Raw genomic sequence first — 14,200 nt, 5'->3', positions numbered from 1 at the left:
AGCCCCCCTCAAGATGAGATTTCCCAATTAGTAAGACCCCTTGAAGACGACGAGGTTGATAGGTTCGGGGTGGAAGCACAGCAATGTGTGGAGCTGACGAATACTAATCGGTCGAGGGCTTATCCTACAAGCTTTCCGAAGGAAAGGCTGACATCGTAAGCATATGCTTAGGTGAGCCTGGAACTTGGCGAGCACGCTAAGGAACATTCAATATTACTTTCGTATCCAGTTTTCAGGGCGCAATTCTCATCCTCTGGTGGACAAGCTTCATCAGTAGGAGAACAGTTGCACATGGCATTTGGCTATGCCATTGCCTGACCTTGCAAGCGACCCCGAGCGCTGCAAGCGACAATTTCGGGGACATGTGGCGGTGTAGCTCAGCTGGCTAGAGCGTACGGTTCATACCCGTGAGGTCGGGGGTTCGATCCCCTTCGCCGCTACCATATGGAGGATTAGCTCAGCTGGGAGAGCATCTGCCTTACAAGCAGAGGGTCGGCGGTTCGATCCCGTCATCCTCCACCATATTTAATCCTGGAGCTGTGGTGTAGAGGCCTAACATGCCTGCCTGTCACGCAGGAGACCGCGGGTTCGAATCCCGTCAGCTCCGCCATTTTTTTAATAAGGTTAGGCTCGGTAGCTCAGTCGGTAGAGCAGAGGACTGAAAATCCTCGTGTCGGCGGTTCGATTCCGTCCCGAGCCACCACTTATTCTCTCACAATGCGGAGGATTAGCGAAGTGGCCAAACGCGGGAGACTGTAAATCTCTTCCTTCGGGTTCGGTGGTTCAAATCCATCATCCTCCACCACTTTCATCTTGAGAGCCATTAGCTCAGTTGGTAGAGCACCTGACTTTTAATCAGGGTGTCGTAGGTTCGAGTCCTACATGGCTCACCAGTTTTTTTAAAAAACTGTAGAAGCAAACAAGCAGAGAGAGCGAAGGCTCTTTTTTTGTTTTTAAGCCCCTTGTTAGGGGCTTTTTTATTTGGAGATGGTTTGTACTTGAAACTTATGGAGTGAAAGTCTATTATTATTTTATAAAGTGGAATATTTCTTCAACTTGAGGAGTGTATGCAATGTCCAAGCTTAAAGGTTTCTCCGAAGGTGCCAATACCTTATTAGTGATATCCAGCATCTACGAATCGCTGACCAAGACAGAGAAGAAAATCGCGGACGTTATTCGGAAAGACCCGGAGGCGGTCGTCTATGTGACCTTAACAGACCTGGCTGAGATGGCTGGAGTGGGAGAAACCTCGGTATTGCGTTTATGCCGCAAGATCGGTTTCAAGGGCTACCAGGAATTCAAGCTGGCCTTGGCCCAAGATCTGGTCGTGCCCATCAAGAACGTGCATAGTCAGATTGATGAATCGGATAATCTGCATGATATCGCGGCTAAAATAACCGCAGAGAATACAAAATCGATTGAAAATACGCTGAATCTGCTTGATATGGAGCAAATGGAGAAAGCGATCGAGGCGATCGGCACATCCAAGAAGCTCTACTTCTTCGGAGTGGGCTCGTCAGCCAATACGGCTATGGACGGAAAATACCGTTTTATGCGATTAGGATATAATACAGAGGTCGTGACCGATCCGCATATTATGGCGATGAACGCGATTCTGATGGAAGAGGGCGATGTTCTGTTTGCCGTATCAACTTCCGGCAGCACCAAGGATATTGTTGATGCTGTAAAGATAGCAAAGCAGAAGTCCGTGTTTTTCATATGTCTGACTAGCCATCTTCGCTCGCCATTGACCCAATACGCAGATGTGGTGCTGCTCTCCAAATCTCGGGAAACTCCTCTGCAGGGCGGCGCATTCTCCTCCAAGCTGTCGCAAATTCATGTCTTGGATATTCTGTCGACGGCTACGGCAATTCGTTACCGGACGAAGGCGTATGACGCGTTGGAGAAAACCTCCATGGCTGTTGTCCATAAAATTTATTAAAATGATTGAAATGGAGTAATTCTCCGTACTATAATATGAATATGAAGAAATTATCCATACGTACCTTTGGGCGTATGGATTTTTTATTAACGAACAGGAGTGAGCGCATCTTATGAACAAGATCGTGTACGTACCTTTGGACGAAAGACCATGCAATTATGATTATCCGTTATATTTGGCAGGCATGACGGATCTGCGAATGGCGGTGCCAAGCCGGACAGTGCTTGGGGATAAGAAGCAGCCTGCGAATACAGAAGCCGTTGCCCGGTGGCTGCTTCAGGAATCGGCAGATGCGGATTATGCGTTAATTAGCATCGATATGCTGCTATATGGCGGAATTGTTCCTTCCAGGCTGCATCACCTTGATCAGACAGAGCTGGAGAGGCGCCTCAATATATTGCGGGAGATTAAATCGGCTAATCCTTCTCTTAAACTCTATGCTTTCCATCTCATTACGAGAGCGCCTGCTTATTCAAGCAGCGAGGAAGAGCCGGATTATTATGCCCATTACGGCAGAGAGCTGTATGAATTCGGCTGGCTAGGGGATAAGCGCAAGCGTGACGGATTGAATGAGGCTGAAGTGGAACAGTTAACCTCAATCGAAGGAACGGTCCCGCACGCAATTTTCGAGGATTTTTTGGGCAGACGTGCTGTCAACAAGGAAATGAACCAGCTTTCCGTATCGCTCGTTGACGATGGGATTATCGATTATCTCGTTGTGCCGCTAGATGACAATTCGCTATATGGCTACACCTCTTCAGAGCAGCGAAGCCTTGTACATCTGATCCAAGAGCGCAATCTGTTGGACCGGATCGCGGTATACCCCGGCGCAGACGAAATCGGCTGTACGATGTTCAGCCGGATATTTTGCGAGCTTCATCAATATGAACCTCTCATTCACGTACGGTATTCCTCCACGCTTGGCCCAACCATTGTGCCCAAGTATGAGGACCGCAGCTTGAATGAAAGCATTAAGCATCATATCACAGCTTCTGGAGCTTATGCGGCGGATGGATTTGAAGTTCCGGATATTTATTTAATGGTTCATGCACCGGCTGCAAGCGGCGTCTCCGTTGCTGAGACAACTGACAGCTATGATGCGCGCCATCACTCTTACTTCTCCGAAGTAAATATGCGTGAATTTGTTAGCAGCATGGAGCGCTATGCCAAACAAGGGAAAGTAATCGTGCTGGGCGATGTTGCGCTATGCAACGGGGGGGATGACACTCTAATGAAGCTGCTTGCGAAAAAAGGCTTATTGGATAAGCTTGATGGTTATGCAGCCTGGAATACGTCCGGCAATGCACTGGGCACCGTCATCTCTCATGCGATCATCACGGCTTACAATCGCGTGCAGGCGCAGCCAGATCCGCAGAAGGAAGCGGCCAGCCGCATGTACTATTATTATCGGCTTATTGAGGATTGGGGCTATCAGGCGGTCGTCCGCCAGCATATAACCGATCAACTGCTGCCGGTGCTGAAGGCATCCTACTTTCACATTGAGCATGTGCAGGATAAGGTGAACGGGCTGATTGAAGAGCATTTGCAGCAGTTCACGAATGAATATATCCCTTATGATGGAACGCTGACGATATCTGAGATATCTACGCCTTGGAAGCGGATGTTCGAGATTGGCTTCCGGCTAGAGGCCCAGTAGATCAGGCGAAGCGTTATTTCAGAACAAAAAGGAGTGAACAACGATAATTTTGGAGTATTCCTCCTTTATAATAAATAAAAAAGGAAATATCCTTTACAATTAAGCTCGCCCGGAGGTATAATAGCTCCAGGAACTTCATCATTACTTCATACTTAGGGGGATTGAGCGAATTATGTTGAAGAGAAAATGGGTCACAACGACGCTTGCATTGATCCTGACCGCTGCGCTTGTCGCTTGCGGGAATGGCAATAATGGCGGCAGCCCTTCCAGCACGGACAAAGGCAATAGCGGCTCATCGGGCAAGAAGACGGAGGTTAGCTTCTGGTATCTATGGGGCGGCGTTGAAGGAGAGTATGTAGAGGAACTGATCTCCGAGTTCAATGCAAGCCAGGACCAATATGAAGTGAAAGGCTTGTCTGTACCGGATATGCAAAAAATTATCGTTGCGATCTCCAGCGGCGAAGGACCGGACGTGACGGACAACTTTAGCAACAATACCGCTTCTTATGTAGAGAAAGGGATGCTGGAACCGCTAGACACATACATTGAGCGCGATAACTACGATGTCTCCGATTTCGTGCCGGCAGCACTGGATTCCGGCCGTTATGACGGCAAACTGTATGCGCTTCCGATCAACGTGAACTTCAATATGATGTTCTACAACAAATCGCTTCTCGCAGCAGCGGGCTATGACGCTCCGCCACAGACAGAAGAAGAGCTGCTGGAATATGCGATTAAGCTGACGGAGACGAATGCCGACGGCACGATCAAAGTAATGGGCTTCCCGGACTTCCCGAACGTGTACTATACGAACAGCATGGCTTTCGCCATGGGCGGTGACTTCATCTCCGAGGACGGCAAGACGCTTACTCCTGACAACGAAGGCATGAAGAAAGGCATCGAGCTGATGCAGGCATACCGCAAGCAATTCGGGGCTGACAATATACTGAAGTTCAACTCTTCTGCCAAATATTTGGACGCAACGGATCCGTTCATCCAAGGCAATCAAGCGATCCGCTTCGACGGGCCATGGTTCGGCCATACGGTCAAAAACGTGCTGAAGAAGGATATCGACTACGGAGTAGCTCCATATCCGGCGCCAGCTGGCAAGCCTGAGCTTGCAGGCGGCGGCGAAGTGAGCGCATCGACATTCTTTATCCCAAGCAATGCGAAGAACAAAGACGGCGCATGGGCATTCATGAGCTGGCTGATGGCAAAGGAAAATATGGTTAAATTCAATGACAAGTTCGCCAACTTGCCGGCCAGAACTTCGGCATACGATGATCCGGCGCTGCAAGATATTCCGGACTTCCAAGCATTCGCGGAAGCAGCGAAAAACCCGAATCTCAAGGCGTTCCCGACCTTCGGGGAGCAAGGCTCTTACGGCAAGGTCATTACGGATGAATTCGAGCTGGCCGTCAACTTCAAGAAGACGGCTGACGAAGCGCTGAAGACGATGAAAGACAAGTCAGCAAATTTATTGAAATAAATAAACTATGACGTCGTTCATGTGTACCGCTTCGCCCGAGTGGCGAAGCGGTACAGAATTTATGAGGGTAAGCAGACTTCAGGGGGAGCAACCATGAAGAAAAAAACTTGGATCGGATTAGCGTTCGCCAGTCCCTGGCTGTTGGGCTTTCTCGCTTTTACGCTGTATCCGCTATTGGCATCATTCTATTACAGCTTTACTAGCTTCAATATTTTCCAATCGCCGGAATTCATAGGGTTCGCCAATTATACCGAGCTGATGGGAGACGATCTGTTCTGGAAGAGTGTGAAAAACACCCTGTATCTAACCGCCGTCAGCACGCCGATTAACCTGTTCTTCTCCTTATTGATCGCGCTGCTGCTGAATACGAAGATCAGAGGATTGTCGATCTACCGTACTGTGTATTATATCCCGACGATTGTGCCGCTCGCAGCGACCTCGCTGCTGTGGATGTGGATTCTGAACCCGCAATACGGATTGCTGAACGACATGCTTCGCATGGTCGGAATCTCCGGACCCAACTGGCTTGCCGATCCGGGTCTCAGTAAATTCTCGCTCGTGTTGATGGGATTGTGGGCTTCCGGGAATGTGATGATTATCTTCCTGGCGTCCTTGCAGGAGGTTCCGCAATCGCTGTATGAATCGTCCCAGATCGACGGAGCCAATAAGTGGCGTCAATTCTGGAGCATTACGATACCGACGATCTCGCCAATTATACTGTTCCAGCTCATTATGCAGGTTATCAACAATTTGCAGTATTTCACCCAAGCTTATTTCGTCGTATCCAGCAGTGCGCTCAATATGCCGGGCAGCGGCGGTCCTGAGAATTCGCTTTTGATGTATGCGATGTACTTGTACCACAATGCCTTTATTTATTTCAAAATGGGTAAAGCTTCCGCTATGGCATGGATATTGTTCATCATAGCTGGCATCATTACATGGCTCATCTTCCGTTCGTCGAAAAAATGGGTCACATACGGAGGCGAATAAGATGAGGTCAATCAAACTTAGAAAAAGTCTTCCGGTCCATACGCTTCTCGTGCTGGTTGGCATCGCCTTCCTGGCGCCGTTCGCCTGGATGCTGTTGACGTCGCTGAAGTCGCTGGAGGAAATCTCGACTTTTCCGCTGACGATATGGCCTGAAGTGTTTCATTGGAGCAATTATAAGGACGTATTCGACATTATTCCGTTCGCGAGGTATTTCCTCAATACGCTGCTGGTTACTCTGGCGAGTGTCGTAGGCCAGCTGTTCGCGGCGCCGCTCGTGGCGTATTCCATTACGAAGATTGAATGGAGCGGGCGCAAATGGATCTTCCCGATCGTCATTGCGACGATGCTGCTGCCGTTCCAGGTTACGATGATCCCGATCTATATGATCTTCAAGGATATGGGGCTGACCGGCAGCTACTGGCCGCTTATTATTCCGACTTTTACAGGCGCGCCGCTTTATATCTTTTTGCTCAGACAATTTTTTATGTCCATCCCGGATGCTATCATCCAGGCGGCACGTATTGACGGGGCGTCCGAGTCCCGCATCTATGTCACGATGATTCTTCCGCTTTGCCGTCCGGCTCTTGCTGCGGTAGCCATATTCACATTCTTGTACACATGGTCCGACTTTATGGGGCCGCTGCTCTATCTGAACAAGGCGGATATGTATACGTTGACGCTGGGCCTGCAAGCGTTCCTGGCCGAGCATTACACCGAATGGGGGCTGCTGATGGCGGCGTCTGCGCTGTTCACGCTGCCGCTGATTATCATGTTCTTTTTTGCACAGAAGCAATTCATTGAAGGTATTACTTTGACAGGAATCAAAGGCTGATGTTTCCGTACGTAAGGAGTGTAACATATATGAAAAAGGACCTAATACAAGCTCTGAGTGGCGGGTTGATCGTCTCCTGTCAAGCATACGCAGGGGAGCCGTTGTTCGGCTCCGATACGATGGCGAAGCTGGCTGTCGCCGCGCGGGAAGGCGGAGCAGTCGGCATTCGCGCCAACTCTCCGGCAGATATTGCAGCGATTAAGGGAACTCTATCGCTTCCTGTCATCGGCATTTGGAAGGCGCGCTACGAGGATTCGCAGGTGTACATTACCCCAACGGTAACGGAAGCGGCTGCCGTCGCGGAAGCGGGGGCGGATATCATCGCGATTGACGCTACTTCCCGCCGCAGGCCGGGAGGGGAAAGCCTCTCTGATATTGTCGCACTGCTGCGGGCAAGCTATCCGCAATGCTTGCTGATGGCGGATGTCTCCACGGCAGAGGAAGGCCTGCAAGCGGAAGCGATGGGGTTCGATATCATCTCTACTACTCTATCAGGCTATACGGAATATTCACCTCAACAGAAGGAACCGGACTTCGATCTGGTAGCCAAGTTATCGCGCAAGACTTCCATCCCCGTATTCGCTGAAGGGAGAATCCAGTCGCCGGAGCAGGCTTATCAATGCCTGCTGCTGGGAGCTCACGCTGTCGTTATCGGCAGCGCTATTACGCGGCCAGAGGCGATTACGAAGAAATTCGTAGACGGGCTTACGCAGAGAGCCGAGCTCGTAGGAAAGGAATGACGCCGATGCGATCCGCCTTAGGGATAGACCTTGGGGGCACGAATATCAAATGGGGCATCGCCGCAGAAGACGGCAAGGTGCTGCTGGAAGGACTTGTGCCTACCGAATCAGAGCGCGGACCAGACGAATTGCTGAACAAGCTGTCGGCTATAGCAGCGCAAGCTCTTGAAGCCACCGCCAGCCTTGGCATTGGGCTGGATAGCGTCGGAATCGGCACCGCAGGCCAGGTTCAGCGCGCAAGCGGCACGGTCAGAGGCGCTACCGCGACGCTTCCAGGCTGGGCTGGCATGCCGCTCGGAGAGAGAGTCGGCCGGGAGACCGGGCTGCCTGTCGTGGTCGACAATGACGTGAACATGATCGCTATGGGCGAAGCATGGCTTGGAGCCGGCCGGGAATGGAGCGACTTTCTGTGCGTCGCGCTCGGTACCGGAGTAGGCGGCTGCTTGATTAGCGATAGCCGCGTCTATGGGGGAAGAGAGGGATATGCCGGCGAATTCGGCCATATGGTGATCTCTATAGACGGCCGCGAGTGCAGCTGCGGCAACCGGGGCTGCTGGGAAGCCTACGCTTCCGTTACGGGACTGAAGAGGCTGGCCCGCGAGCAGTGGGAAGAAGGGCCTTGGGAGGAACCGGAGGCACTGTTCCAATCTGCGAGAGAGGGCGGGATTCAGGCGCTGTCCATCGTGAATCAATATTGCGAATATGTGGCGGCTGGCTTGACCAGTCTGATTCATATCTACAATCCGCCTGCGATTGTGCTGGGCGGAGCCATCGTGGCCGGCCAAGGCGAATTCCTGCTTGAGCGCATTCAGACTTTGCTGAATCGGCAAGTCATGCCTGTATACCAGCAGCCTGTGCCTGTGGTCCTCGCCGCAGCTCAACTCGGGGGACATGCCGGTGTCATCGGGGCAGCGCTGGCCGCTTTGAAGCGCTAACCTGCAAGCTCGTATACCATCGTACGGATCTATGCCTGAGAATCAGCACTGGCTTCATGATATAGACATCCGGATTTTCTAGCTGGATCGAACCATCCTCATTCAAAGGAGAGATCGATTCATGAAAAAGGAATTATGGTTGCGAAGTACCAGGGTCCAGTTGATCAAAGTATTATGCTTAATGATGGTTTTGGCATGGTTTCAACCTCTCGGGACGGAGAGGGCAGGCGCATCAGGCGCGAACTTGATCGCCGGGAAAAGCTACACGGCCAGCATGCCTGCCAATGCATCCTATCCGGACAGCGGAGGGATGGAGCTGACTGACGGCAATACCGCAGCGCCGCTGCTTGCAGATGCCGCCTGGCAAGGAAGACTGACGCCGGGGGGCTACTCCTTCACGGTTGATCTGGGAGCGGCTCAGACATTCCAGCGGTTTGAAGCCGGGTTTTTCAAATACGCGGGAGGCGGCATTCCGGCTCCAACCAGCGTGGAGTACAGCTATTCTGCGGATAATGCCGCATTCCAGCCGGCTTGCTCGGTAGGCCAGCAGGGAGCGGGCAGCGATATTGTTCGCCTTACGTATCGGTGTGATTCCGCCGCGCCTGCCACGGCGCGGTATGTGAAAATGACCGTAAACGGCACGCCGGGCAGCTGGTCCTTCGTCGATGAATGGAGAGTGCTTGAAGCGGAGCCCGCACCTTCCAACGCGTTGATATTAAACGGTTCGTTCCTCCAACCGGAGCTAGGCGACCAGTGGAGCCATGCGCAGTGGGAAGACGAGTTTCAGTACATGAAGGATGTAGGCATGGATCATCTTATTCTGCAATGGTCGGCGAATACGGAGTTCGGCACAGCTGTCTATCCGACGACTATATCCGGGCTGACGCAAGAGACGTCGCAGGATGTGGTCGCCAAAGCGCTGCAGATGGGCGAGGAGTATGGATTCGATATCTATATCGGCCTTCAGCTCAATCATGAATGGTTCGCCAATTATACGAATAATGTGGCGTGGCTGGATGAAGAAGCGGGTATTGCGGGCGAATTGATCGAGGACCTGTGGGCTCAATACGGCAGCTACGACTCCTTCAAGGGCTGGTATTTAAGCTTCGAGGTAGATAATTGGAACATGCCCGATGCTGCGTCATGGCAGCGGATGGCGAATTTCTACAATGATGTAACTACGGTAGCCCATACGGTATCGCCAGGGCTGCCAATTATGATATCGCCGTTCTACAACGTATCCGGCGGACTGAATCCGTCCGGCTGGCAGACGATGTGGAGCTACATTCTGAGCCGTACAGATATTGATATTATTGCGCTGCAGGACGGTATCGGAGCAGGGCATGCAGTGACATCCGATCTCGCGGGATGGTTCGCAGCGACACAGAATGCGATTGCCGCTTCAAGCCCGGGCACGGAGTTGTGGGCCGACACCGAGACGTTCAATATGGACTTCAGGCCGATGGACATGAGGCTGATGCTTGACAATATGCTGGCAGTGGAGCCTTATGTGAGCCATTACACAAGCTTCAGCTTCAACCATTACATGAGTCCGCAGACGGTTAATCCGCTCTATTATCAGACTTATGCCGATTATGCAGCTACCGGTATTATGGATTCGTCAGCTCCATCCACGCCATCGGGATTGACGGCTGCGGCGGCCGATTCGATGACAGTAAGCTTGAATTGGAGCAGCTCGGCAGATAATACGGGAGTGGTGGGCTATCAGATTTACCGCAATGGCGAGCTTGTCCATGCCAGCTATACGGCGGCTGCAAGCTTTATCGACAAGCAGCTTACGCCGGGCACAACCTATACGTATGCGGTTCGCGCATTCGATGCGGCAGGCAACCTGTCGCCTTTGACAGCGGCTGTATCCGTTGCGACTCCGGTGGGAACGACCTACCCGAATATTTGGTCGGCAGGCAAGTCGTATACCGCTTCCATGCCTGCGGATTCGGCTTATCCAGATTCCGGAGGCACGGAGCTGACCAATGGCGTGAACGGCTCGGCTGCATACGTGGACGGAGCATGGCAAGGGCGCAATACAGCCAATCCGTACAGCTTTGTTATTGATTTGGGTCAAGTGCGCACAATCGGCGAGTTGAATGCCAGCTTCCTGCAGGTGAAATCCGTCTATGTGCTGCTGCCGAAGGAGGTCCGCTTCTCTGTCTCGACGGACAATATCAGCTTTTCGGATGTCGGGTCTGTAGAGAAGCCTGCGGTCAGCAGCTCCGACCAGACGAAGAAGTACCGGATGGCCGGTCTGTCCGGCGTGTCGGGGCGTTATGTGAAAGTGGAAGTGCAGCCGGCAAGCAGCGCATGGACCTTTATTGACGAAATTCAAGTTCGCAACTAAGGCAAGGAAGAAATCATACGAATGATTAATGATGAAGCAACGGCAATAAAAAAGAAGCTGCCCATGAGCCTGCATGACTCGTGGGCAGCTTCTTTCTATTACTGGCTGACGCGGCTGCGCAAGGACAATTCGTCAATGAGCTCTTGGGCCGAGGCTTGCAGCCGTTCGGCCAGCTCTTCATTAATCTCGAACTTCGTCTCGCTGCTTCCGTCTTGAATGCGTTCCACTTGATTGTCCGTCGCATATACGCCGCGGATGAAGTGGCGGGCGCCCATGGATGCCAGTACTGGCTTGAGGGAATAATCGATAGACAATAGATGGGCGAGCGTGCCGCCAATGAAGAGCGGGAGCACCAGCTTGCCTTCGAGCCCCTTCTGCGGGAGCAAATCGAGATACGACTTCAGAACCCCTGTATAAGAAGCTTTGTATACCGGGCTGGCGATAATAACGGCAGAGGCTTCCTCTACCAGCCTATTCGCTTCTACGATGGCGGGGCTGCCGAAGCGGGAATGGACAAGGTCTTCAGCCGGCAATGTAACTACGGTGATTTGCTTGGAAGGATAGCCCTTCTGATCGAGCTCTCTTCTAATGAAATCAACGATTCCATTCAGGCGCGACGTTGCGTTGGGGCTGCCCGATATGATTACAATAGAGTTGGACATGAAATATGCATCTCCTTTATAGTAAGCACGTATACGTAAGAGTACGCAGTTATAGTAGTCTTATCCGATATGTTTTATCTGTAAAAGCGTACCATGAACGGTCGAAACGGTCAAACGGCGGGATAGGCTGAATTAAGCAGAATGATATGATAAAATTGACGAAAAAGAGCGCTTTTTTTCATGGGAGTGGAACTGGGATGAGCACATATGAATGGGTAAAGCCTCTGGAACGTATTATGAACAGGCCGCTTGCGGTCTTGACGGTGAAACCGTCGGAATGGAAGGCTGCCGCCGAAGGAGCTGAGGCATGCTCGGAGCCGTACACGGACGGCGGTTTGAAGGCGGGAGCATGGATCGAGCATGAAGGCAAGTTATGGATGATCGCAGAACCGGGCCAGAAGGGGCTGACCGTCCTGGAGATGGACGCGCGCGATCTGGAAGCGAAGGACAAGGATTTGATCAGCTGGTCGCTGAATCATGCATCCATCGGGCTAAAAGCCGGCGACCAAGGCGCATCGGAATCCGAGAAGCTGGCATTCAAGCTTGGAGAATGGCTTCAGAAGCAGCTGGAAGCCGAAGAGCCCGTCTATTCGCTGCCCGATCACCTGACCGTAGGCAGCCGGCTGTACCACGATATGATTCCGTTCCTGCTCGTAGCCGAACAGTCGAGCGTCAAGCAGGATGTCTATCCGGAGCTGGAGAAGCTGCTGCGTTCCTTCCTCTCCGACGATATATTGCTTATCCCGCTGAAGAGCAGAGAGTGGCTCATCTGGGGCCCGATGTCGCTGCTGAAGGATGAGGACTCGGATATGCATGAGCTTGCGGAGGAAGAGACGCTGGAGGACAGTCTTGCCTCCATTGCCATCGGCCTGCACGAGATGCTAGCCAGCGAATGGCTGGGCGAGTGCCATCTGGCCGTGACGCATCCGGTGTCGCCGGCGAAAGGCATGGTTGAGGCCGCCATTACGATGCGGGAGACGATCCACCTGGGCCGCAAGTTCCATGTCGGAACCAACATCCATCTGCCGTGGATGCTCCAGCTTGAGAGATTGCTTAATGCGATACCGGAATCTAACCGGTCCAAGTATCTGGAGCAGTCGCTGAAGCGCGCCGATCTGTTCGTGGAAGCGGAGATGCTCAGCACGCTGGATACCTTCTTCTCGCTTGACTGCAATGTCAGCGAGACGGCCAAGAAGCTGTATATTCACCGCAATACGCTGCTCTATCGGCTGGACAAGCTGAAGCAAGAGACTGGACTTGATGTTCGCCAATTCCGCGACGCCGTACTTGTGAAGATCATTTTGCTATTGTACAAAGTTACGAAAAGGAATTAAATTTTTTGTAAGGTATGTGCATAGTCATCTGTCTTCCCGTGGGATAAGATAGATGCATATCGAAATTCTTTTTTAGGGGGAAATTGATCATGGCAGGCGTACGCTTAGAAGGCATTTACAAAAAATATCCGGGTTCGGACAAAGCATCTGTAACCGATGTAAACCTAGACATCCAGGACAAAGAATTCCTCGTATTGGTCGGACCATCCGGTTGCGGTAAATCGACGACTCTTCGTATGATCGCGGGTCTTGAAGAAATCTCGGAAGGTAAATTGTTCATCGGCGACCGTCTTGTGAACGACGTAGCTCCTAAAGATCGCGACATCGCGATGGTATTCCAATCCTATGCCCTGTATCCGCACATGAACGTGTACCAAAACATGGCATTCGGTCTGAAACTTCGTAAATTCAAAAAAGCAGACATCGACAAGCGTGTTCGTGAAGCTGCTAAAATTCTTGATATCGAGCATTTGCTCGACCGTAAGCCGAAAGCTCTTTCCGGCGGTCAGCGTCAGCGCGTTGCCTTGGGCCGTGCGATCGTTCGTGAGCCACAAGTATTCTTGATGGACGAACCGCTTTCCAACCTTGATGCTAAGCTTCGCGGCCAAATGCGCGCGGAAATCAGCAAACTGACTAAACGTCTGGAAACTACTACAATCTACGTAACGCATGACCAGATTGAAGCCATGACAATGGGCGATCGCATCGTTGTTATGAAAGACGGCTTCATTCAACAAACAGATTCTCCGGAGCAACTGTACAACAATCCGAAGAACATCTTCGTAGCAGGTTTCATCGGAGCTCCATCCATGAACTTCATTTCGGGCACACTGTCTGAGCAAAGCGGCGCTGTTCGCTTCAAAGCTCCAGGCGTTGACGTTGCTGTACCTGAAGGCAAAGCGGCTACGCTTCGTTCCAAAGGCTACATCGGCAAAGAAGTCATCATGGGCGTACGTCCTGAGGACATCCATGAAGAGCCTGTGTTCCTGGAAGCTTCCCCTAACTCGATCGTGAACGCGAACGTAGAGGTTGCTGAGAACCTTGGTCACGAAATGTACCTGTACCTGAACGGTATCGGTTCCGACACTGTAATTGCACGCGTTGACGGCCGTTCCGCTATCCGCGATGGCGCAAGCGTGAAGCTGGCTCTGGACATGAACAAGGTTCACCTGTTCGACAAAGAGACAGAACTGAACATCTTCGAGAACTAATAACTGATTATAACAAGGAGTCCCCGGTTCATTCCGGGGGCTCTTTTTT

11 protein-coding genes, 6 tRNA genes and 1 rRNA gene are annotated in these 14,200 nt (G+C 51.7%); 17 read left to right on the top strand and 1 reads right to left on the bottom strand.

The window, feature by feature from the left end; all coding sequences use genetic code 11:
- The 15 genes from D3P09_RS13475 to D3P09_RS13405 form a co-directional block, all read left to right on the top strand.
- A 23S ribosomal RNA gene (locus D3P09_RS13475) occupies positions 1–127 on the top strand; the annotation flags it as partial.
- Positions 128–366: 239 nt separating this feature from the next.
- A tRNA-Met gene (locus tag D3P09_RS13470) sits at positions 367–443 on the top strand.
- A 3-nt stretch (positions 444–446) separates the two neighbouring features.
- Positions 447–522: transfer RNA gene (locus D3P09_RS13465), tRNA-Val, on the top strand.
- A gap of 11 nt (positions 523–533) precedes the next feature.
- A tRNA-Asp gene (locus D3P09_RS13460) sits at positions 534–610 on the top strand.
- A 17-nt stretch (positions 611–627) separates the two neighbouring features.
- Positions 628–703 (top strand) — tRNA-Phe (locus D3P09_RS13455).
- A gap of 18 nt (positions 704–721) precedes the next feature.
- Positions 722–805: transfer RNA gene (locus tag D3P09_RS13450), tRNA-Tyr, on the top strand.
- A 12-nt stretch (positions 806–817) separates the two neighbouring features.
- Positions 818–893, top strand: a tRNA-Lys gene (locus D3P09_RS13445).
- Between the two features lie 179 nt (positions 894–1,072).
- Positions 1,073–1,942: a MurR/RpiR family transcriptional regulator gene (locus D3P09_RS13440; RefSeq protein ID WP_120110571.1), complete on the top strand. Its 870-nt coding sequence runs from the start codon at positions 1,073–1,075 to the stop codon at positions 1,940–1,942.
- 112 nt (positions 1,943–2,054) lie between these two features.
- Positions 2,055–3,599 carry a DUF4127 family protein gene (locus tag D3P09_RS13435; protein WP_120110568.1) on the top strand — a complete coding sequence of 515 codons (1,545 nt, stop codon included), beginning with the start codon at positions 2,055–2,057 and terminating at the stop codon, positions 3,597–3,599.
- 172 nt (positions 3,600–3,771) lie between these two features.
- Complete coding sequence (locus tag D3P09_RS13430) at positions 3,772–5,088, top strand: ABC transporter substrate-binding protein (RefSeq protein WP_120110565.1); 1,317 nt, start codon at positions 3,772–3,774, stop codon at positions 5,086–5,088.
- Positions 5,089–5,181: 93 nt separating this feature from the next.
- Positions 5,182–6,078 carry a carbohydrate ABC transporter permease gene (locus D3P09_RS13425; protein WP_120110563.1) on the top strand — a complete coding sequence of 299 codons (897 nt, stop codon included), beginning with the start codon at positions 5,182–5,184 and terminating at the stop codon, positions 6,076–6,078.
- A gap of 1 nt (position 6,079) precedes the next feature.
- Positions 6,080–6,910: a carbohydrate ABC transporter permease gene (locus D3P09_RS13420; RefSeq protein ID WP_120110561.1), complete on the top strand. Its 831-nt coding sequence runs from the start codon at positions 6,080–6,082 to the stop codon at positions 6,908–6,910.
- Between the two features lie 29 nt (positions 6,911–6,939).
- Positions 6,940–7,650 (top strand): N-acetylmannosamine-6-phosphate 2-epimerase, encoded by a 711-nt coding sequence (locus D3P09_RS13415; RefSeq protein ID WP_120110559.1) that lies wholly within the window; start codon positions 6,940–6,942, stop codon positions 7,648–7,650.
- A 5-nt stretch (positions 7,651–7,655) separates the two neighbouring features.
- The gene (locus D3P09_RS13410; protein WP_120110556.1) at positions 7,656–8,585 is read left to right on the top strand and encodes an ROK family protein; all 930 of its coding nucleotides are present in this window, start codon (positions 7,656–7,658) and stop codon (positions 8,583–8,585) included.
- Positions 8,586–8,706: 121 nt separating this feature from the next.
- Complete coding sequence (locus D3P09_RS13405) at positions 8,707–10,944, top strand: DUF4434 domain-containing protein (RefSeq protein WP_120110552.1); 2,238 nt, start codon at positions 8,707–8,709, stop codon at positions 10,942–10,944.
- A 98-nt stretch (positions 10,945–11,042) separates the two neighbouring features.
- Here the strand turns inward: D3P09_RS13405 and ssuE are convergent, their stop codons facing one another.
- The gene (gene ssuE, locus D3P09_RS13400; RefSeq protein ID WP_120110549.1) at positions 11,043–11,606 is read right to left on the bottom strand and encodes an NADPH-dependent FMN reductase; all 564 of its coding nucleotides are present in this window, start codon (positions 11,604–11,606) and stop codon (positions 11,043–11,045) included.
- A 197-nt stretch (positions 11,607–11,803) separates the two neighbouring features.
- On the opposite strand from ssuE, the gene D3P09_RS13395 reads away from it, so the two are divergent.
- Together D3P09_RS13395 and D3P09_RS13390 are read left to right on the top strand one after the other, a co-directional pair.
- Positions 11,804–12,940: a PucR family transcriptional regulator gene (locus D3P09_RS13395; RefSeq protein WP_120110547.1), complete on the top strand. Its 1,137-nt coding sequence runs from the start codon at positions 11,804–11,806 to the stop codon at positions 12,938–12,940.
- An 89-nt stretch (positions 12,941–13,029) separates the two neighbouring features.
- Positions 13,030–14,151: an ABC transporter ATP-binding protein gene (locus D3P09_RS13390; RefSeq protein ID WP_120110545.1), complete on the top strand. Its 1,122-nt coding sequence runs from the start codon at positions 13,030–13,032 to the stop codon at positions 14,149–14,151.
- Positions 14,152–14,200: the final 49 nt, after the last annotated feature.

The organism is Paenibacillus pinisoli (genome assembly GCF_003605435.1).
GTDB lineage: Bacteria > Bacillota > Bacilli > Paenibacillales > Paenibacillaceae > Pristimantibacillus > Pristimantibacillus pinisoli.
Note: the sequence above shows the minus strand (reverse complement) of the source record. Positions and strands in the feature narration are given on the sequence as shown.